Annotated in this window: 19 protein-coding genes and 1 other annotated feature; of the genes, 11 read left to right on the top strand and 8 right to left on the bottom strand. The window is 51.1% G+C overall.

Annotated elements, in window-relative coordinates; translation table 11 throughout:
* Nucleotides 1-187: 187 nt before the first annotated feature.
* The 4 genes from treC to yunB all read left to right on the top strand — a co-directional run bounded on the left by treC (nt 188) and on the right by yunB (nt 6,119).
* Entirely contained in the window at nt 188-1,906 is a 1,719-nt protein-coding gene (gene treC / locus CBE73_RS09855) for an alpha,alpha-phosphotrehalase (RefSeq protein ID WP_094096234.1), read from the top strand.
* Nucleotides 1,907-2,031: 125 nt separating this feature from the next.
* Nucleotides 2,032-4,089: a PTS system trehalose-specific EIIBC component gene (gene treP, locus CBE73_RS09850; protein ID WP_094094090.1), complete on the top strand. Its 2,058-nt coding sequence runs from the start codon at nt 2,032-2,034 to the stop codon at nt 4,087-4,089.
* A 122-nt stretch (nt 4,090-4,211) separates the two neighbouring features.
* Complete coding sequence (gene treR, locus CBE73_RS09845; RefSeq protein ID WP_373286357.1) at nt 4,212-4,946, top strand: trehalose operon repressor; 735 nt, start codon at nt 4,212-4,214, stop codon at nt 4,944-4,946.
* A 174-nt stretch (nt 4,947-5,120) separates the two neighbouring features.
* Nucleotides 5,121-6,119, top strand: coding sequence for a sporulation protein YunB (gene yunB, locus CBE73_RS09840; protein WP_094094089.1), 999 nt, complete (start codon nt 5,121-5,123; stop codon nt 6,117-6,119).
* 142 nt (nt 6,120-6,261) lie between these two features.
* Here yunB and CBE73_RS09835 read toward each other — a convergent pair whose 3' ends face one another.
* Nucleotides 6,262-7,296 (bottom strand): M23 family metallopeptidase, encoded by a 1,035-nt coding sequence (locus tag CBE73_RS09835; protein WP_094094088.1) that lies wholly within the window; start codon nt 7,294-7,296, stop codon nt 6,262-6,264.
* A gap of 219 nt (nt 7,297-7,515) precedes the next feature.
* On the opposite strand from CBE73_RS09835, the gene CBE73_RS09830 reads away from it, so the two are divergent.
* Nucleotides 7,516-8,181, top strand: a complete 666-nt coding sequence (locus CBE73_RS09830; protein WP_229752619.1) for a YutD family protein — start codon at nt 7,516-7,518, stop codon at nt 8,179-8,181.
* A 236-nt stretch (nt 8,182-8,417) separates the two neighbouring features.
* Here CBE73_RS09830 and CBE73_RS09825 read toward each other — a convergent pair whose 3' ends face one another.
* The gene (locus CBE73_RS09825; RefSeq protein ID WP_094094086.1) at nt 8,418-9,221 is read right to left on the bottom strand and encodes an NAD kinase; all 804 of its coding nucleotides are present in this window, start codon (nt 9,219-9,221) and stop codon (nt 8,418-8,420) included.
* A 250-nt stretch (nt 9,222-9,471) separates the two neighbouring features.
* Entirely contained in the window at nt 9,472-10,704 is a 1,233-nt protein-coding gene (gene ylbJ, locus CBE73_RS09820) for a sporulation integral membrane protein YlbJ (RefSeq protein ID WP_229752633.1), read from the bottom strand.
* A 589-nt stretch (nt 10,705-11,293) separates the two neighbouring features.
* Between ylbJ and CBE73_RS09815 the strand changes: the two genes are divergently transcribed.
* Nucleotides 11,294-11,689 (top strand): globin domain-containing protein, encoded by a 396-nt coding sequence (locus tag CBE73_RS09815; protein ID WP_094094084.1) that lies wholly within the window; start codon nt 11,294-11,296, stop codon nt 11,687-11,689.
* Nucleotides 11,690-11,730: 41 nt separating this feature from the next.
* Nucleotides 11,731-12,429, top strand: a complete 699-nt coding sequence (locus CBE73_RS09810) for a DUF2225 domain-containing protein (protein WP_094094083.1) — start codon at nt 11,731-11,733, stop codon at nt 12,427-12,429.
* Between the two features lie 56 nt (nt 12,430-12,485).
* Here CBE73_RS09810 and CBE73_RS09805 read toward each other — a convergent pair whose 3' ends face one another.
* The gene (locus CBE73_RS09805) at nt 12,486-12,716 is read right to left on the bottom strand and encodes a hypothetical protein (protein WP_094094082.1); all 231 of its coding nucleotides are present in this window, start codon (nt 12,714-12,716) and stop codon (nt 12,486-12,488) included.
* The gene (locus tag CBE73_RS09800) at nt 12,713-12,874 is read right to left on the bottom strand and encodes a YycC family protein (protein ID WP_094094081.1); all 162 of its coding nucleotides are present in this window, start codon (nt 12,872-12,874) and stop codon (nt 12,713-12,715) included. Before CBE73_RS09800 ends, CBE73_RS09805 begins: the two co-directional genes overlap by 4 nt.
* 104 nt (nt 12,875-12,978) lie before the next feature.
* Between CBE73_RS09800 and CBE73_RS09795 the strand changes: the two genes are divergently transcribed.
* Both CBE73_RS09795 and CBE73_RS09790 read left to right on the top strand, forming a co-directional pair.
* A complete protein-coding gene (locus tag CBE73_RS09795) occupies nt 12,979-14,799 on the top strand; it encodes a M3 family oligoendopeptidase (protein WP_094094080.1) in 1,821 nt (606 codons plus the stop codon).
* A 291-nt stretch (nt 14,800-15,090) separates the two neighbouring features.
* The gene (locus tag CBE73_RS09790) at nt 15,091-15,510 is read left to right on the top strand and encodes an O-methyltransferase (protein WP_094096232.1); all 420 of its coding nucleotides are present in this window, start codon (nt 15,091-15,093) and stop codon (nt 15,508-15,510) included.
* A gap of 268 nt (nt 15,511-15,778) precedes the next feature.
* Here CBE73_RS09790 and CBE73_RS09785 read toward each other — a convergent pair whose 3' ends face one another.
* On the bottom strand, nt 15,779-16,000 hold the full coding sequence (locus CBE73_RS09785; RefSeq protein ID WP_094094079.1) for an alpha/beta-type small acid-soluble spore protein: 222 nt from the start codon (nt 15,998-16,000) through the stop codon (nt 15,779-15,781).
* Nucleotides 16,001-16,251: 251 nt separating this feature from the next.
* A complete protein-coding gene (locus CBE73_RS09780; RefSeq protein ID WP_094094078.1) occupies nt 16,252-17,220 on the bottom strand; it encodes an aldose 1-epimerase in 969 nt (322 codons plus the stop codon).
* Between the two features lie 136 nt (nt 17,221-17,356).
* Nucleotides 17,357-17,604: a binding site (T-box leader), on the top strand.
* Between the two features lie 80 nt (nt 17,605-17,684).
* On the opposite strand from CBE73_RS09780, the gene trpS reads away from it, so the two are divergent.
* The gene (gene trpS / locus CBE73_RS09775) at nt 17,685-18,671 is read left to right on the top strand and encodes a tryptophan--tRNA ligase (protein WP_094094077.1); all 987 of its coding nucleotides are present in this window, start codon (nt 17,685-17,687) and stop codon (nt 18,669-18,671) included.
* 357 nt (nt 18,672-19,028) lie between these two features.
* Nucleotides 19,029-19,967, top strand: a complete 939-nt coding sequence (cyoE, locus tag CBE73_RS09770; protein WP_094094076.1) for a heme o synthase — start codon at nt 19,029-19,031, stop codon at nt 19,965-19,967.
* A 111-nt stretch (nt 19,968-20,078) separates the two neighbouring features.
* Here cyoE and CBE73_RS09765 read toward each other — a convergent pair whose 3' ends face one another.
* A complete protein-coding gene (locus CBE73_RS09765; RefSeq protein ID WP_094094075.1) occupies nt 20,079-20,435 on the bottom strand; it encodes a toprim domain-containing protein in 357 nt (118 codons plus the stop codon).
* Nucleotides 20,436-20,455: the final 20 nt, after the last annotated feature.

Below are 20,455 nucleotides of genomic sequence, written 5' to 3'. Positions count from 1 at the left end.
CAGTCCATCTTTATGAAAGGGCTTTATTTGCTGTTGACAACATGTATATACAGGATTACAATGAATTCGTATCGAACTTGTATATACAACTTTTCCTTAATTCGATCATAACAATAGAAGATATAAATTGGATTTCAACTTTTTCCATGTAAATTCGATTTATATGCAGAGCGGGGGGAATTCGACCATGCATCATGGGCAGACTTCGGATTGGTGGAAGAAATCAACCGTATACCAGGTTTATCCCAAGAGCTTTAAAGACACAACAGGCAGCGGCACCGGAGACATTCGGGGACTGACAGAGAAACTGGATTATTTGCAGGAGCTTGGCATCGACATTGTCTGGCTTCAGCCGGTTTACGTTTCTCCACAAAATGATAACGGTTACGATGTGGCGGATTACTGCAGCATTGATCCGGCATACGGAACGATGAACGACTTCGACGAATTGTCAGCCGAGGTTCGCAAACGGAACATGCATTTGATGCTCGATATTGTAGTCAATCATTCTTCGACGGAGCATAAATGGTTTAAGGAAGCGAGAAAGTCCAAGGATAATCCGTACCGCGACTATTATATTTGGCGGGACCCGGCTCCGGACGGCGGGGTGCCTAACAATTGGCAGTCCAAATTCGGCGGTCCGGCCTGGCAGTATGATGAAGCAACCGGACAATATTTCCTGACGTTGTATGACAAAACGCAGGCCGACCTGAACTGGGAGAATCCCGCGGTCCGGGAAGAGGTTGTCAAGCTGATGACCTTCTGGGCGGACAAAGGAGTCAGCGGTTTCCGGCTGGATGTCATCAACCTCATTTCGAAGAATCAGGATTTCCCTGATGACGACGGCAGCGTGCCTCCGGGAGATGGACGGAGATTCTACACCGACGGCCCGAGAATTCACGAATTCCTGAAAGAGCTGAACCGCCGCGTATTTAAGCCTTATGGGCTGGTTACGGTCGGCGAAATGTCCTCGACTTCGCTGGAGAACTGTATTTTGTATTCCAATCCGGAGCAGGAAGAGTTGTCCATGACGTTTAATTTCCATCATTTGAAGGTGGATTATCCAAACGGTCAGAAATGGGAGCTTATGCCGTATGATTTCGAGCAGCTTAAATCGCTGTTCTCGCGGTGGCAGACCGGCATGCAGGCAGGCGGCGGCTGGAACGCGCTGTTCTTGAACAATCATGATCAGCCAAGGGCGCTGTCCCGATTCACGGACGATGGGCTATACGGCGTGGAAAGCGCCAAGCTGCTGGCCATAACGCTGCACGGCATGCAGGGTACGCCTTATGTATTTCAAGGTGAAGAGATCGGCCTGCCGAATCCGCAGTGGAACAGTATTGAGGAAATGCGGGATATCGAATCCCTGAACATGTTCCGGATTTTGCAGGAGCAGGGGAAGTCGGCAGAGGAGGCTTTCGCGATTATCCGCGAACGCTCCCGCGATAATTCCCGTACGCCGATGCCGTGGAACGATGGACCGGGCGCCGGCTTCACGACCGGAACACCATGGATCAAGCTGGATGAACGGTATCCGGAGATCAACGTACAGAACCAGCTTGACGATCCGGACTCGGTATTCCAGCATTATAAGAAGCTGATCGCTTTGCGGAAGAAGATGCCGATCTTTACGGAGGGCACCTTTGTCCGTTTGGATGAGCAGCATCCGCAGGTTTTTGCTTACGGTAGATTAGATGAAGACGAGGCGCTGCTGGTTGTCTCCAACTTTAGCGGCAATCCGGCAAAATACAGCTTACCGGAGTCCATGGCCTCCGAGTGGCTGAAGCCGGTGGGAGCATCCGAGCTTCTTGCGGGCAGCACCCAAACGGCTCCGGCTCTGGAGCAGGAAATGATTTTACCTCCATATGGTTCGTATATGTGGTTCATCCGCCGTCAGCAGAGCTGACGGACCGGATGGAAGCGGGAGAACAGCGGCTGTGTGCTGTCCAGTGCGATGTTCGTACCTTGCAGGGCAGCGGCAGACGCCTGGCTTTCCCACAGAATTTGCAGAAACTCTAAGGAGTGATCCTAATGTCACTGGACAGAACAAACGTTGAGAAGATCGTTCAAGCCGTCGGCGGCGCTGAAAATATTGAAACGGCGACACACTGCGTCACCCGTCTCCGTTTTGTGCTTCATGATGAAAACGCTGTAAATACGGAAGCGCTGGAACAAAATGATCTGGTCAAAGGCCATTTCTCCACCCAAGGCCAATTCCAGGTCATTATCGGCCCCGGCCTGGTTGATAAAGTTTATGAAGAAATGATTGCGATCACAGGAACGAAACGCGCCTCCAAGGACGATGTGAAGAAGGCGGCAGGCAAGAAACAAAACCCGCTGCAGCAGGCGATCAAGACGCTGGCCGACATCTTTATTCCGATCCTGCCGGCAATCGTAACTGCAGGTTTGCTGCTCGGCATTAATAACATCCTGACTGGCAGCGACATTTTTTTTGCCGGTAAATCGCTGGTTCAGGTTTATCCGGCCTGGAATGATTTTGCTTCCATTATCAATTTGATTGCGAATACGGCCTTTACGTTTCTCCCGGCCCTGATCGGCTGGTCGGCCGTTAACCGGTTTGGCGGCAGCCCGCTGCTCGGGATTGTGCTCGGCCTGATCTTGGTGCATCCGGATCTGCTGAACGCCTGGAGTTACGCGCAGGCTAAAGTGGACGGTACGGTGCCATCCTGGGATCTGTTTGGCTGGCATATCCAGAAGATCGGTTATCAGGGACAGGTGCTTCCGGTTCTGGTCTCCTCCTATATCCTGGCTAAGATCGAACGTTATCTGAACAAACATGTCAAAGATTCAATCAAACTCCTGGTCGTTGCCCCGGTCACGCTGCTGATTACCGGCTTCCTGGCCTTTACGATCATTGGTCCGGTCACCTTCGCCATCGCCAACGCGATTACGGACGGCGTGGTTTATATCTTTAACAGCTTCCCGGTACTCGGCGGATTGATCTACGGCGGTCTGTATGCGCTGCTGGTCGTCACCGGCATGCACCATACCTTCCTGGCCGTAGACGTTCAGCTGATCGGCTCGCAGGGCGGTACATTTCTTTGGCCGATGCTGGCCCTGTCCAACATTGCCCAAGGCTCTGCGGCACTTGCGATGCTGTTTGTGTTCCGCGAGCAGAAGAGCAAAGGTTTGGCCGTGACGTCCTCGGTATCGGCGTTCCTGGGCGTAACGGAACCGGCTTTGTTCGGGGTTAATATCCGGTACAAATATCCGTTTATCTTTGGTATGATCGGTTCGGCTCTCGGCGGCATTCTGCTGTCGGTCAAACATGTGCTTGCTTCCTCGATTGGTGTGGGCGGCATTCCGGGTTTCCTGTCTATCTTTGCCCAGCAGTGGGGCGTGTTCTTTATCGGTATGGCGATTGTGCTGGTAGTTCCGTTTGTATTGACCGTAGCTTTCGGCAAGATTTCGTCAAAAAGAAATCGCCTGGCTCCGGCAGCAGCAGCTGCCGAGCAAACGGCCAGCCATACCGCAGCTACCATGGAAGTGTCCGCTGCTTCGGCTTCGGCAGCCCCAAGTTCTGGTCCTGCGGCAAGTCATGTGGCGCAAGCTTCAGCCCAAGCCGCAGCGGGCGTGAGCAGCCAAACTGCCGCCGGTACAGTTCTTGAGATTGCGGCTCCGGTTGAAGGCTCCTTGCTCAAGCTTGATCAAGTCCCGGATCCGGCATTTGCCAGCGGGCAAATGGGTCCCGGCGTGGCCATTGAACCGGCGGACGGCCGTGTAACGGCTCCTTTTGACGGCACGGTCATGCATATCACCAAAACAAAACACGCCTTGATGCTGGAGCATGCCAGCGGCGTGCAGATCCTGATCCATGTCGGCATTGATACGGTGAAGCTGAAAGGCGAAGGGTTCACCACTCATGTTGGGACCGGTGATCAGGTCAAGGCAGGTCAGCTGCTGCTTGAATTTGATCGGGAGACGATTAAAGCGGCAGGTTTGTCCCTGGTTACGCCGGTCATTATACCGGACGGACAGCCGGTGGTCGACAGTGTAGAAGCGTCGGCTGCAGGGCTGCAGGTGAACGGAGCTTCTTCCGTGCTCAAGGTGTATTTGTCAGCTAACTGAGCTGCAAAGTAGGATTGAAGGGCAATGTGGAATTTAAGTGCAAAAATAGAAAAAAGTTGTGAGCTTGCAGGCACTGCCCTATAAGGGTCTGTGCCTTTTTACTTCAGGCGGGTTGTGGTAAGATGGGAACGGTGATTATCGTGGTTAAAAATATTTTTCTTCATATCTACAAAGAATACGCCGAACGCATTCAGGCCGGAGAACTGGAGCCCGGGGCAAAGCTGCCTTCGGAAAGCGAACTGGCCGCCGATTACGGGACAACCCGGGAGACGGTGCGCAAAGCGCTGAATCTGCTGGTTCAGAACGGCTACATTCACAAGATGAAGGGCAAAGGCTCTTACGTGCTGGATGTGCATCGGATGGATTTCCCGATTACGGGCCTAATCAGCTTCAAAGAGATGGCAGAGAAGCTCGGGAAGCCGACCCGCACGGCTGTTCATCAGACGGCCAAGGTGAAAGCGAATCCCGAAATCGCGAGAGATCTGCAGATTGAGCTGGGCGACCCGGTCTGGGAAGTGATTCGTTCCCGCGAAATCGACGGGGAGCGGATTATTTTGGACAAGGATTATTTCCTGCCTGCTATTGTGCCCAAGCTGACCGCTGAAATTGCCGCCACGTCGATCTACGATTATTTGGAGAACGAGCTTGGACTGGTGATCAGCTACGCCAAGAAAGAGATCTCGGTGGAGGAAGCGACTGAGGAAGATCGGAAACTTCTGGATTACAAAGGATTATCCCATATTGTGGTCGTTAGGAACTTTGTTTATCTGGAGGATACGACACTGTTTGAATATACCGAATCCCGTCATAGACTGGATAAATTCCGATTTGTCGATTTTGCGCGCCGGGTTCATTAAATTGCTTATCTGCACTCAACAGAGTCAAATTAAGAAGCATTTCACAATTTCTATGGAAAAAATGGACAGGCAGGGCGCCGGTTCCCGGAAGGGGGACTTGGCAGCCCTGTCTTCTTTTTTGCCGCTTGGCCGCATAATCTGGTAAAGGAGCTACAGTGCCGGGAGGTTATCATCATGCGGATAGGTGGCAGAACGATCAGGTTCAGAAGGCGCAGATGGGGCAGCCGCCCTGCTTGGGTAAACTTGCGGCCCAAACCGAAATCGAGCGGAGGCTGGAAGTCCGGCGGGGGCTCGAAATCGGGCGGTGGCGGCTGGAAGCCGGCAGGCGGTACACCCCGGAAGGAAATTAAATTCAAGAAGAAGTGGGTCTGGATAATAGCCTCCATGGTGGTCCTTCTATTGTTTGTTCAAATGTTTAATTATGTGGAGCGAAGAATGGACGGACCGCTGATGGAGCTGGCCAAAATCCGGCTCAAGCAAATCGCAACCGAATCGCTTAATGAAGCGATAAGTGAGCAGGTGGCGAACGGTAAGCAGTATGGGAACCTGGTGGACTGGAAGACGGATGCGAACGGTAAAATAACCGGCTTTGTGCTGAATTACAAATCCCATATGGAAATTACGTCGGACACGGTGCAGACGGTCAAACGGACGCTGGACCGCGTCTCCAAGCTGAATGAGAAAATTCCACTCGGCCAGGCTCTGGGCAGCACGATTATTGCCTCCTTCGGCCCGCGCATCCCGATTCGCATGGAGCCGCAAAGCGATGTGAAGGTTGATTTGAACACACGGAAACAGGACGCCGGTATCAACACGATTCTGGTTGAGGTTTATTTGCACATCCGGACCGAGGTTTCCGTGGTGGTGCCATTCAATATGGGGCCGCAGGTCGTCGAAACCGATATTCCCGTTTCTTACCTGATGGTGGTAGGCGATGTCCCGATGTACTATTACGACAACAAAGGCCAGCCTGTCGGGGAAAATGGCGCCAACGCGCCTAATATTGCACTTCCGTCCCAGCCTTCCGGTACCGGTGCTGCATCCGGTTCGTCAGCGGGTTCCCCGTCAGGTTTGTCATCCGGCTCCTTATCTGGAACCGAAATAAGTTCAAGTCCCGGTTCAAGCACGGACCTTCAGTCCGGCTCCGGAGGGACTTCCACCGTTACTCCTTAATACTTCTCCTTAATGATTTCTCCTTAAATCCTTAATCCTTAAGTAAGAAGAGGGTCGCCCGGCAACAATCAAATGCCGGGCGACCCTCTATTCTTGCCATCAGAAAGTTTAATCCTGCTGTATTCCAGTCATCCGCTCCCAATCACTTCCGTCTTCGTTCCTCATTCTCCCACCGTTTCAGCAGCGGATAAGGGTCGAAAGCCCATTCGTAATGCCCCGTATCCTTATAAATCCCATAATGCAGATGCGGTGGGAATTTACCGGAAGTGCCCGGCTTGCCATACCCGCTGCTGCCTACCCAGCCGACCACCTGGCCTGGAACGACCGTGCTGCCGACTTCGATGTTCTTGTCAAAACCCTGCAGATGGGCGTAATAGTGATACCGGTTCTGAATGTCCCGGATGCCGATCCGCCAGCCGCCAAAGCGGTTCCATCCCTTCGTCTCCACGATCCCATAGCAGGCGCTTCTGACGGGAACACCGTAGGAAGCAAACAAATCGGTTCCTTCATGTATGCGGAGTCCGCCGAAGCCGCGCCGGTCTCCCCAGGTGCTGCGGTAACTGTAGATGCTAGAAAGAGGCAGCACAAAGGCGGTTTTGTTTAAATCCAGCGTCCCGAACGTTTGATACAATTTGGCGAACTGGCGAATCCGGGTGATCGCCCGTTCGTTCTGATAATAACGCCATAAGGAGATCTGGAGATCCTCCTCCGTTAGCCCATAACTCTTCATATAAGCTGCAAGGCTGTACAAGGCATCCATGTCATTGTCCGGATTCGCTTTGCCGTCTCCGTCGGCATCCCTGCCCATGCCGCCGAACAGAGCGATCGTGATCGGGTTGGTATCGCCCGGATCAGGATTGATCAGGCCGGCCCAAAACTCCGGCTGGGGGTCCAGGCTGATCAGCTTGTTCTTCAAACGTTCCTTTCTGGACTTGGGGGTCAGGGTCCGTTCATATTGATCCAGAGCCGCCAAATAGGTCCAGGGAATTTGGGTCAGCTGGCTGATCTCCTGGATCATCATCCTCCGCTCCTGCAGCGTCCGGGCTGCGGCAGAGGCGGAATCCGGCTGCTGATCGGTCCCGGCTCCAGCTGCGTTTGGACAGGCCCATGAGAAGGCCAGCAGTCCCGCCATTGCAGCCAGCCCCCATTTTCGTTTGATCACCGAAGCATATCGCATCTTTGTCCCTCCTTATTTGAACGCATAGAAACAAACTCCGAAAATTGATTCTTAGTTAATTTGGTGCACGGGACGGATTTTTATCCATGGACAAGCTGAGTAATTATGCCGCTTTCATGGTATAATGTGGGCAGTATATCCAGCGCGGCAGAGACAAACCGGCTGACGAGCCGAAGGTGCGAGTCGGCAGGGCGCTTAACGGAACAAGGGGGGACACCGGTGTTTATACAAATCGGCAATAAAAGTTATGAATTGATTCAGGATAACCGGAACGGCTGGAATCCGGAAGCCTTCAAGCTGCGCTACAGCGAGGTGCTGGACCGCTATGACTATATCGTAGGAGATTGGGGTTATAACCAGCTCAGACTTAAGGGTTTCTATAGAGATAACCATCCGAAAGCCAACCGGGATACCGCTATTTCGGGCGTGGTTGATTATATTAATGAATATTGCAATTTCGGCTGTGCTTATTTTGTGCTCCAGAAGACGAAGGAACCAATCAAGGAGGCTTTGATCCAGAGCAAACTGGATTCCGATGAACCAACGGCTGACGGGCAGTTTAAAGAACAGCAGCCGCTGCGGGAGCATCTTTCTTCCCGTGAGCATCATGCCAAGATGAAGCAGGCGAAGGAAGCCAGCAAAGCGGCAGCCCGCGAAGCGCGGGAGGCCCGGGAAGGCAAAGAGCTGAAGGAGGGCAAGGATCCGAAGGAGCCGAAAGCACCTAAAGACTTCAAAGACTCTAAGGATGCCAAAGACTCCAAGGACTCCAAGGACTCTAAAGAGCGCGAGCAGCTGGTGAACAAGGAACATCGGGAACCGAAAGCGCAGCGCGAACGGACGCCCCAGTCCCGCCAGCCGGAGGCCGAAGAGAGCAGTAAAGAGTAATAAAGACCCGTAAAGACCAGGATGTTTAACGTGGCTCGGACGGACGAACCAGCCTTTAAAGCTGTAAATGGGGCCGGGCTGTAAATATAGTCGTAAAGACAGAAACTTCTGGCGAAATGGGTCGCCTGAAAAGTGATCTGATTGTAACCAATCAGCCTTAACAAAAAATAAAACAAGCAGGCTCAAAGCGGATCGCTTTAGGCCTGCTTGTTTGTCTTTTTCTAAGACTATAGAGGTTAATCAAGAAAAGCGTTGCGCACCCGTTCCCAGAACGGGAATGGGCGGTAGCGGACGAAGCTGATCTTCTGACGGGCCACCCGGCATTTGACGGACAACAGATCATTCAAATGCAGGCTGATATGGTCCAGCGTGATGGTCAGGTTCTGTTCCTTGCGGGAATAAATATCGCAGTGATGGTGTTTGGGCAGCACCAGTGCCGACCCCATCGTCCGGAATACCCGGTTATTGATCGATGCAATTTCGGCAATTTGCAGCGCTTCGATGGTAGGATGCAGCATGGCTCCGCCGAGACTTTTGTTGTAAGCGGTGCTCCCTGACGGAGTAGAGATGCAAATCCCGTCGCCCCTGAACATTTCAAACATCTGGTCATTGATGTCTACCTGGGCGACAAGCGTCCCATCAGTGCCTTTAAGCGTAAATTCATTTAAGCAGATATAAGATAAGGTACCGGATTTCTTCGTAATTTCAACTTCCAGCAGGGGATAGTTCACGATTCGCGGCTTCATAGTGCCCGGAGCGCCTTTACCGCCCATCAGCGCAACCAGTTCCGGCAGTTCGTCCGCTTTCCAGTCGGCGTAGAAGCCGAGATGCCCGGTATGCACACCTACGAAAGCTATAGAGGGGATCCGGTCAATAAACGTATGAAAAGCATGCAGCATAGTTCCGTCTCCCCCGATAGAGACAACAATTTCCGGTGATTTGGCATCCAGCTCAAACCCGTGCTCTCCGCCAAGTTTGTGGAACTGTTCGGCCAGCTCAACCGAAAGGCTGTCTCCGCGGTCTAGAACGTAGTATCTCAAGTGAAAAAGCTCCTTTACCCGGGTGTGATGTATTCGTACATATTCCTTCGCCTAACATTATACCTTAAATGGACATGAATTCGTAACAATTTAGCAAGCGGTTATTTGCCAATCCGATAATAATCAATAACGTCCACAAAAACAATATCAGGATTGGATGATACCGATGCCTTTATTTTGGACAAAAATAAACAAAAAAAGGCCGCCAAATAACAAGCGGACCTTTATTGAGAGCCGAACATCCAGAGCCTTAGGTTCTGTGGGTTCGGCGTTTGGCGCTCCATTTCTGAATGAGAATGGCTAAAATAGATAAAATAAGCATGACCGCAAGCCCTTCCATGCCATAAGTGAAATTGCCCGCGCTCGCCCGCCAGGCATAGGAATGGGAAGTGCTGGAGGCGAATGCCGAAGCCCCCTGTTCCGGTCCAAAGAACGGCCAGATCAGCAGAAGCAAAGCAGCGGATAGAACCGCATGAATGGAACGGGCTGCCAGAAAAGGCAAATAACGCAGATCCGTTGCGTTCAAAATGCTGGCCACCTGGGCATGGACGGACAATCCCCCCCAGGACAAAATAAACACCGCTGCAGCGGCTTTAAAGGCGAGAGGGATTCCTTCTGATGCGGCGGCCGCATTTTTGGCCCCAAGCGTCACTTCAAACAGCCCGCTCATGAAAGGCTCCGCCAAAGCCGAAGGCAGGCCCAGCGCCGGCAGAAGGCCGCGAAGGATTTCGTACAGGAAATCCATCACGCCGGAAGCAGTGAGCACCTCGAGGAAGACGGAGAAAAACACAACCAGCCCCCCGACTACAGTCATTAAGCGGAGGGAAGTTGTGATCGCCTGACTGAGCAGCTCTCCGAGCTCCCGTCCGTCTGCCATGCGGGCTTCATGCATCGCCAGCAGGGCTGCTTTAAGGCGGGAAGGGCGGGGGGTTACCGGACCGGCAGCAGCCGTCTCCGTTTCTGAGGACTCATTAGCAGCGGAACCTGCTGCGAGTTCGCTCTTCTGCATAATCGGCCCGGCGTCATGACGGCCGTAGAACTGCATGATCAGGCCGATGATCACCGATCCGCCGTAATGGGCAAGCGCCAGCACCCCAGCCATCTGGGGGCTGTGAAAGAACCCGACAGAAACCGCACCGATCAGGAAGATCGGATCGGAGGAAGTCGTGAAGGACACCAGCCGTTCGCCTTCGACCCGGCTGATCAGGTTCTGTTCCCGCAGCTTCACGGTCAGCCGGGCGCTTACAGGATAACCGGCTGCAAACCCCATAGCCGCGACAAAACCGCCGCTTCCGGGAATACGGAATGCGGGCTTCATAAGAGGGTCGAGCAGCTTGCCCAGGAAATGAACGATGCCGAAGCCCAGCAGCATCTCGGAAATGACAAAAAAGGGAAACAGCGAAGGGAACAGCACGTCCCACCAGATGGACAGCCCTCTGACCGCGGCGTCCCAGGAGGATTGGGGGAAGGCCAGCATAAGCATACAAATGGCGATGAGCGCCAGCAGGATGAATGGTAGTCCAAGTCTGGAAATCTGCACCTTTAAACGCCTCCACCAGCATGTTTTTTATTTCGATCTTCCTTAGTTTTATGAAAGCAATAGGACAAACAGTACAAAAAAATCAAGAAAGCGCTTGCTAAATGGCTGATTTTTTAATCGCAGTATGCTAGAATGGACAATATAAAGCATCGCGATCTCTTATGATTCCAACAAATCCTGATGAGCGGAGTGATGTATATGAGTTTGGTAGCAGGTTTACTCGTATGTGCGTTTGTATATGTCATACGCGCCTCTCTAGTCCGTTCAGGTGAAGAGGATTGGCGCAGTTATTGAGATGAATAATCAAGAGGGTATTTTAGAGCGCTGGCTAGCGCTCTTTTTTTTGCGTAAAGAGGTTATAAATCTCGAAAATTCTCCTGTACAGAGAGCCGCGGAAGGTCTTTGTTTCGTTTGAGAGACTTTCGGGACATGGCCCGCGCTTTATAGGGGGATTTTGTCTGTACAGGGGCGTTTTTCGCCGAATTCTTTGCTATAATACAAAATAAAAGTTCAGGAAGGTGGTGATGTCGGCATGAACCTAGAACAGGGACAAACCTTGTATGAAAGATTGGGCGGCGCGGAGACGATCCGCAGACTGGTGGAGGCTTTTTATCCTCGAGTGCAGCGGAACCCGCTGTTAGGACCTCTTTTTCCGGAAAATATTGATCCCGTCCTGGAGAAGCAGTATATGTTTCTGAGCCAGTTCTTTGGCGGTCCATCGCTGTATTCCGATGCTCACGGCCACCCGATGATGCGTGCCCGTCATCTGCCGTTTCCGGTAACGCCCGAACGGGCGGAGGCTTGGCTCGCCTGCATGGGAGAAGCCCTGACGGAAGTTGGCATTGAGGAGCCGCTCCGCAGCTTTGTGCTTCAGCGCTTGTCGGGCCCGGCCATGCATTTTGTAAACACCCCGTCATCTCAAGAATAACACAGCAATTTGGCTCCAGAGCCGGAAAGAGGGAACAGGCCATGCAACTTGAGCCTCTGTATACGACTAAAGCGACATGTCTTATGTGTGAACAGGAATTTACGACTTCCCGGGTACGCCCGAGCTTCAAGCGGGCCATTCGCACGGATACCGATTTCTGCGGTTATTATCAGAATGAAAATCCTGATTTCTACGTTGTGAAGGTGTGTCCGCACTGCGGGTTTGCTTTTACTGAAAATTTCAGGGAGCGAATCAGCGACAAACAGAAAATTGATTTCAACAACACCATTGGCGGGCGTATGCATCCGCGTGATTTCGGAGGTCAACGGGATTGGGAAGCTTCACTGGAGAGCTACAAGCTGGCTTTGCTGTGCGCGCAGTCTATCGATGAAAAGGAACGGCTGATTGCCAGCCTTCTGCAGCATATCGCTTGGTTGTATCGTTATAAGGAAAATACGGAGCAAGAAATCCGTTTCTTAAAGTATAGTCTGGAGTCTTACATCAAGGTATATGAGGTGGAAGGCGCTGGTGCAAACGATGCCCGGCTGATGTATCTGATCGGCGAGCTTAACCGCAGAACGGGTAATTTCCCTGAAGCCGTCCGCTGGTTCTCCCGCGTCATTAATGACCAGAAGATTATGGATGCGGCAATGATTCGCGCCTCGCGCGAGCAGTGGGCCCTTTTGCGGGAACAGATGCTGGCAGCCAAACATGAACTGCCTGAGGAAATGCAAAAATAAACCGCCGGCGTTTGCCGGCGGTATAAGCTGGGAATATGACGGCATTTGCAGGGCGGTCACCGGATAACGGTGTCGGTTAACAGATAATCGTCATCACTGTCCAGGACAGTCACCCTATGGAAACAGCAGGGGAAGACGAGCAGTTTCTTTTTCCCCTCACGAACGCTGAGCACTTCCTTTGGTTTCATGGGAAGCAGGACATTGTTCTTTCCGCAGAAAGGACATTCGGGTACATAAACATCACCCATTGAAATATCATAAGGCAGCGCTTTGTTGAATGGAATCATTGATCTTCTTGTTTATCCTTTGAGGCTTCTTCTTTGGCGAGTTCGGCCAGCTTCTGCATCAAAATATGCTGCGGCATATGCATGAGCTGTTCAATCGGAACATGTAATTTCTCGGCCAGCTTAACAGCTGTATCCGCGGATATTTGTAAAGGTCTCATCAGTATTGCCTCCTTCGTGCCCTTTGCGCGGGATATACCTATAGTTATACACTCTGTTACACGGAAGTATCAACCTATCTAACTGGGAAAGGATGTTTACGAAGATGAGTAATTTGAAGCAACCTGTGAGTCTGACCTGGGATTTGGAGTCTGTTTTTCCGGGAGGATCGGAATCAGCTGAATTTTTGGCCCACCTGAACACTGTAGAGAAGGGGGTTCAGGAGCTTGAGCAATTTGTAAAGCAATGGAAGGCGCCTGGGACGCTGGAGGAAACCCGATCTTTTGACGGGTTTATCGACAAGCTGCAGAACATATTCGCCAAAGCCGGTCAGGCAGGAAGTTTTGTCAGCTGTCTTACCGCCCAGAATACGGCTGACAAGAAAGCCATTCAGCTGACTGACAAAGTCACTTCGCATAGAGCGCGACTGAGCGCTGTTCTCGCTCAATTTGAAAGCTTGCTGCGGGCCACTTCGGATCAAGTTTTTGCCGGCTGGATTGCCCGTGAGGAGATCGCTCCGATTGCCTTCTCCTTGAATGAAACCCGCGAGAAAGCCAAAGACAAGCTTTCTCCAGAGCTTGAGAGCCTGGTCCTTGATCTGGCCATCGACGGCTATCACGGCTGGGGCGAGCATTATGACACGATCGTCAGCAAATTCAGTCTGCCTTTCGTGAACGAGAACGGAGAAACGATAAATTTGTCCGCCGGACAAGCTCATAACAAACTTCATGATCCGGATCGCAGCGTTCGTAATACGGTATTTGCCAAGTGGGAGGAGAAGTGGGCTGAGCTAGGCGATTACGGTGCCGATACGCTGAACAGGCTTGCAGGCTTCCGTCTCAAGCTGTACAACAAACGCGGCTGGGATGATGTGCTGAAAGAACCTCTTGCTTACAACCGGATGACCCGTCAGACGCTGGATGCCATGTGGCAGGCGATTACGGAAGCGAAACCGGTATTCGTAAAATATCTGGAGCGCAAGGCCAAACTGATGGGCGTAGAGAAGCTGGGCTGGGCGGACGTAGAAGCTCCTCTGACGCTGGGCACTCAGAGTGTGGACAACATTCCTTATGGAGAGGCGGCCGAGCTGATTGTGAAGGAATTTGGCGGCTTCAGTCCCAAGCTGGCGGATTTCGCTACCCATGCTTTTAACAGCAGCTGGGTGGAAGCGGAGGATCGTCCCGGCAAACGTCCCGGCGGCTTCTGCACAACTTTGTCGGAGAGCAAAGAAACTCGCATTTTCATGACCTTCGGCGGTACTGCCTCGAACGTCTCCACCCTTGCGCATGAGCTGGGTCATGCTTACCACTCCTTCCTGCTGAAGGACATGCCTTTGTTCAGCCGGAATTATGCGATGAACGTGGCTGAGACGGCCTCTACCTTTGCAGAGAACATTTTGTCTTCAGCACAGGTTGGCCGGGCGGAAAGCCGAGAAGAGAAGCTGATGCTGCTCGAAGAGAAGGTTCAGCGCAGCGTGGCTTTCTTCATGAACATCCATGCCCGCTTCCTGTTTGAAACCCGTTTCTACGAGAAACGCAAAGAGGGGCTGCTGAGCGCGGAAGAGCTGTCTGTGCTAATGGAGGAGGCCCAGAAGGAGGCGTTCTGCGGAGCGCTCGCTTCTTACCATCCACATTTCTGGTTGTCCAAACTGCATTTCTATATTACGGGTGTTCCTTTCTATAATTTCCCGTATACGTTTGGTTTCTTGTTCAGCAACGGCATATATGCCCGCGCCAAAGCGGAAGGTCCAACTTTCGCAGCTAAATATGACGCGCTTCTGGAAGATACAGGCCGTATGACGGTTGAAGATCTGGCCAAGAAACATCTAAATGTAGATTTGGCTGCGCCGGATTTCTGGCGGGAGGCTGTCGGTGTTTCGGTAGCGGATGTCGAGCAGTTCCTCGAAATGACCGAGGGAATGAATTGAATGAAATGAAACGGTCCTTCGGGGCCGTTTTTTTTGTAGCTTTTTTCTGTAGTTATTTTGTACTGATTCCCATGTTGGCACGCATTTTCTCTTGTGCAAATTCTGTCGCTGCATTGTTGCTTTACCTCTATCTCTGTCGAACAAATGGCGATAAACACGAATTATATTTGGTCCAATAGGAATAATTACCCAAATATGTACCATATTTCTGTTAAACCATCGGATAATAGAATATAATGTTGCATAAGCCCTAAATTTAGGGAAATAACCAATGTTGAGGGAGTGGGGAAACTGAAGACAGAGCAGCTTTCATTAGCCAGACAGCTTGATCTAGTATTCAAGGAATTGGAGTCTGAATTAGGCGGATTGACCTCCGGGACCGTCTTTATCCAAATCCGCAATAATGTGGTGGGTAAATTCGGTATCAGGCATAACCCCATAGCCGGAAGGAATGGTCAACTGTCCGGAGAAGGCGGAGGATTAAATGCGGTGCAGCTCAGCTCTTTCAGAAATATGGCAATCGAAGCTCTGAAATTCAAGAATTCGTGGACGCATGGAGAAATCAGCTATGAATTTGCGTTAAGACAAGGAACCATAGTTGTGGATGCCACATTAGAATCAAACTATAATATGGCGAATCTGATGATTCGTTATCCGAGAACAAACAGTCATACATACGGAGCATTCGGAGAAATGAAGGATTTATCTTAAAGCACATGATAAGTTTGAACATGGAGTTTGACATAAGAAGAGGGTAGAGGTACAGGTTTAACGGATTCGTATAAACGGATTCGGAATAAACAAATTAGGTAAAATAAGAAACAGACGGTATACCGGAAGGCATACCGTCTGTTGTTTCAGTGAAATATAAGAAAAGTATAAGCCTCACAATACCTTTATTCTTATATTTCAGTGCAGAAACGCTGCCGCCTTATCGGGCGGCAAAGCGTTGTCTACTCGTACTATAAGGAATAGCGGTTTACATGGAAGATTTACCCGACAAAGATTGTTCCGCCAATTGTACCAAACGCTTTGTGATATAGCCCCCGAGGGAACCAGTTTCACGGGAAGTGTAGTTACCGTAGTAACCGTCTGCTGGAATTTGTACGCCCAGTTCTTGTGCAGCTTCCATTTTCAATTGTTGAAGAGCTGCAGTTGCTTGAGGAACAACCAAGTTGTTGCTGCTGCGTCCTTGTGCCATGTTTGTCACCTCCTTCGTTCGTTGTGAGGTTAGTATGAGCCGTAGGACGGAAAATATGCGCACAAGTTTTCAAATAATCAGCATCCAATTCCTTCCTGTAAAATCAACGATTTATCCTCCCGGAAACAAGGTTCGCAAGCTAGGGAGGACAACAACAAAAACCCGCGCAGAGCGCGGGTTTCAGTACAAATGGCAGCTATTAAACTTAGCAGCTTAGCATCAGCCAAGCGGATCTTTGTTTGTTTAGTTGTTTAGCTCGGATAGATCATTTGAAGATTTAATTGCAGTTCCAGCTTTTCTTCCGGTTTGATCTCAATCAGGCCGCTTTCCTCATGAGGGATGTCCAGATTAGGCGCATCCGGCAGCCAGGTATAAGGCTCAATGCACAGAAACTGGTCGGCTTCGCCTTTCGTATAGAGAACCCAATGTTTGAAATAGGCCGGATCGGCGGAATATTTCAGGCCATATCCGTCTTTGCGCATCAGCAGTGCTTCAGCAGGCTTGCCGCCGATTTGCAGCGGCGTATCAAAGTTAGTGCCTTTCAGGTTCAGCTTGTCGTTCAGAGCTTCCAATTCTCCCAGAGGAGCTGTTTCGCCTGTCGTGATAATTTCCTCATCCGTCATGTACAACTTGCTGACCGGAAGCTTCAAATCCCAATTGTCAGGTTCTCCGTCGATCAGGAACCAGGTGTGAAGGCCCAAGCCAAACGGAGCTGCATGTTCACCCAAATTGGTGATCCGGAACGTTTGAGTAAGCGATGCGCCTTGAAGTCGCAAAGTCATTTCCAGCTTAAGTGGAACGGGATACTGGCGCATCCAGTTCGGATCGTCGGTCGTTATAAATTCCGTAGTGACGGAGCAGCCGTCTTCATCTTCTTCAATATCGCTGACACACCAGCTTTGCGTACGATGAAGGCCATGAATATGGTTGTCGTTAGCGGTATTTTGATCAAACTGATACGTTTGTCCCGCATAGGAGAATCGGCCTCTGCGAATTCTTCCCGGCGGAATGAGCAAAGGGATACCGAAATGGTAAGGCTTCTGCAGGTAAAAGTCTAGTTCGCTTTCCTCCGGCCGGCGCAATACCTCGCGCTGCTGTACCAGGTCTCTTACCCCGATAATGTTGTTGCCGAGTCTGGGCAGCAGCGTGACTTCAAGTTCGTGGCTATGTAAAATGTACGTGTCGTAACCATTCCATTGCCCTTTGGTCACTTTTTTCATATCTTTGCTCCTTTTCCCAAATAAAGATTCTGAAACGGGTTAAACTAATCATAACATTTTTGGCTCTGCCCGTAAAAATCGATTTGACTTGCCGGGTACTGCCGGATATGATGAACTATATCAAATTCATTTCTAACACAAAGTGATGACGGGGACAAGTAAACGCGTATAAATTCCTTGCAGAAAGCCGGTGGGTGATGCGAACCGGCGGAAAGTATGCGGCGAATGGACCCCTGAGCTTCGGGAGGAACGGAAGGCCTCTAGGCCCCAAGTATTTCCGAACGTTTATCCGCGTTAAGGATTTAAGGCCGATGTTCGGTTCCGCAGCTTACGGGCGGACTTTGTCGGCGAATTAGGGTGGTACCACGGTCTCACGTCCCTTGCGGATGTGAGGCCTTTTTGATTTTCGGGAGCAATGAACATTTGAAATAAAATAATTAAACGCTTAAGGAGGCCATTTAACCATGAAAACCGTATTTTCTGGCATTCAGCCGAGCGGCAAGCTCACCCTCGGCAATTACATTGGCGCGATTAAAAATTTTGTAAGTCTGCAGCATGAGCACCAGTGCAACTTTGTTGTTGTCGATATGCACGCGATTACCGTGGCCCAGGACCCGGCCGCGCTGCGGGAGCAATCTGAATCCGTGGCTACTCTGTACATTGCGGCGGGCATTGACCCGTCCAAATCCAATGTTTATATGCAGTCCCACCTGCCTCAGCATGCCGAGCTCGGATGGCTGCTGACGACGCTCACCTCGATGGGTGAGCTGGAACGGATGACGCAGTTCAAGGACAAATCCGCAGGCAAAGAGACTGTTGGAGCCGGCTTGTTCGTCTATCCATCGTTGATGGCTGCGGACATTCTCTTGTTTAACGCTGATCTGGTTCCGGTAGGTGAGGATCAGAAGCAGCATTTGGAGCTGACCCGCGACCTTGCAGGGCGTTTCAATCACCGGTTCGGCGAGTTCTTCAAGCTGCCTGAGCCGTATATTCCAGAAGTGGGCGCGCGGATTATGTCTCTGGACGATGCATCCAAGAAGATGAGCAAAAGCAATCCGAATGAAGGCAGCTACATCGCGCTGCTGGACCCGCCGGATGTGATCCGCAAGAAGATCAGCCGCGCCACGACCGACTCGGGCCGTGAAGTCAAATTTGATCCGGCCAATAAACCGGAGGTCAGCAACCTGATCGGCATTTACAGCCAGCTGTCAGGTTTGTCGATCGCTGAAGTTGAGCAGCGTTACGAAGGCCAGATGTACGGCCCGTTCAAGAAAGATCTGGCCGAAGTCATTGTCTCTGTGTTGGAGCCGCTGCAGCAGCGGTATCATGACATCCGCCAGTCCGGCGAGATTCGCGAAATTCTGCGCCAGGGCGCAGAACGGGCGGAGGCTGTGGCTGCAAAGAACCTGAAGGAAATCCAGCATTTGATGGGATTTTTGCCTAGAGGCTGAATTTTGGCCTGATCGGGATTCAGGCTAAAACGGTTTCATAACGGCTTCAAGAAAGAAACGAGGGGGCGCCGCTTGCGGCGCCTTTTTTTGATGCGGCCTAAATAACGGTAAAGCAAAAACTAGAGTTGCATGAACGGGTCTATTTTCCTTAGGAGAATGGGCATATTATAGAGATAATAGGACGGACGGCATGCCTTCCGTCACGAAATTGTCAAACAAAAAACACCTTTTTGCCAACAGATTTAAACATGATTCGTGATTGATATGATAAAGTTTATAGAAGAGGTTGTTTTAGAACTATTTTTTTGTCGTTTGAAATGACCATTTGTTGCAATTTAATATTTAGGAGGCAGTAAAATGGGCAAACCATTAAGATATGAAGCGGGAAGGGATTCCGCAGCTTTGTCCGTAAACTCCGCACCGGAATCGGAGTCGGCAACGTGGCGCGATTTTGTCGCTTTGACTAAACCTGGCATTATTCGTTCCAACCTGATTGCGACCTTTGCGGGTTATTGGCTGGGCGCGCATTGGCATATCGACATCGTCAAGCTGATCATCACGATGATCGGTACGGCTCTGGTTATGGCCGGGGCTTGCGTATTCAATAACTATTATGACCGGGAAATGGACACCAAAATGGAGCGTACACAAAACCGTGCGCTGCCGCTTGGCAAGCTTTCCCCAAGAACGGTGCTGATCTATGCCGGTATTCTGAGCGCGGTGGGACTTGTCTTACTGTTCCTGTTCTCCGGGGGTTTGGCCGGTTTGTTCGGCATCGTGGGTATGCTCGTATACGGCGTAGTTTATACGATCTGGCTGAAACGTTCCTCTACCTGGAGCACCTCGATCGGCGCGATTTCGGGAGCGATGCCGCCGGTAATCGGTTATGTCGCCGCTTCCGGCCAAGTTGATCTTGGCGCCTGGATGATCTTCGCGATTCTCTTTCTGTGGCAGCCGCCTCACTTCTGGGCTTTGGCGATCCGCAGAGTCGAGGAATACCGGGCCGCAGGTTTCCCTGTACTTCCGGTTGTTAAAGGCGTTGAACGCACCAAAATTCAAATGATTCCATACATTGCGCTGCTGCTGCCGATTCCATACCTTATGTATGCGAACGACATCACCGGCATCTGGTTCCTGATCATCGGCACGGCGCTGTCGGCCATCTGGCTGATTATGGCGCTTGTAGGCTTCATGAAGCAGGACGTGGAGAAATGGTCGAAACGGGTATTTATTTTCTCGATCAACTACCTGACTCTGAGCCTGATCGTAATGTTCCTGGATACAGTTCATAAATAAGCTTGATTGGTGATTGGTGACAACAAGAAAGACGCACCTTCGGCATGCCGAAGGTGCGTCTGTTTTTTTACATTTAATACAGTTGGTATTCATGTCCGGATGATTTTCGTTCTATTCCAGTTCGGGCAATGCCGGGGGATACAGAATGTATTCTTCAAGTCCTGCTTTCTCCAGCTGGGCAATCACATATTCATCGGGAGTGCCCTCGACACCGGCGTACCCGCGCCTTGTGTATATTTGTTCGGCGTCCGGGAAGGCGTCTCTCAGGATCGCCCTGATCTTTTTCCCGGAGGAATCATTATCCATAAACAGGTAAATCTCATCGTTCCTGGCCTGTTTGCGGAGCTGTTCCAGCTTGAGGCTGCTCATGGAGCCAAAGGTGCACAGAATGTTGATGTCCTCTTTGAGCAGCCGGCGCAGCTTGCTGCGGTCATTTTTACCTTCGACAATAATGGTAATCTCCGCCATGTCATCACCTCGCTGCCTAT

Origin of the sequence: Paenibacillus physcomitrellae (genome assembly GCF_002240225.1) — a bacterium.
Classification (GTDB): Bacteria; Bacillota; Bacilli; order Paenibacillales; family Paenibacillaceae; genus Fontibacillus; species Fontibacillus physcomitrellae.
This window is presented reverse-complemented; position numbering and strand designations above follow the sequence as displayed.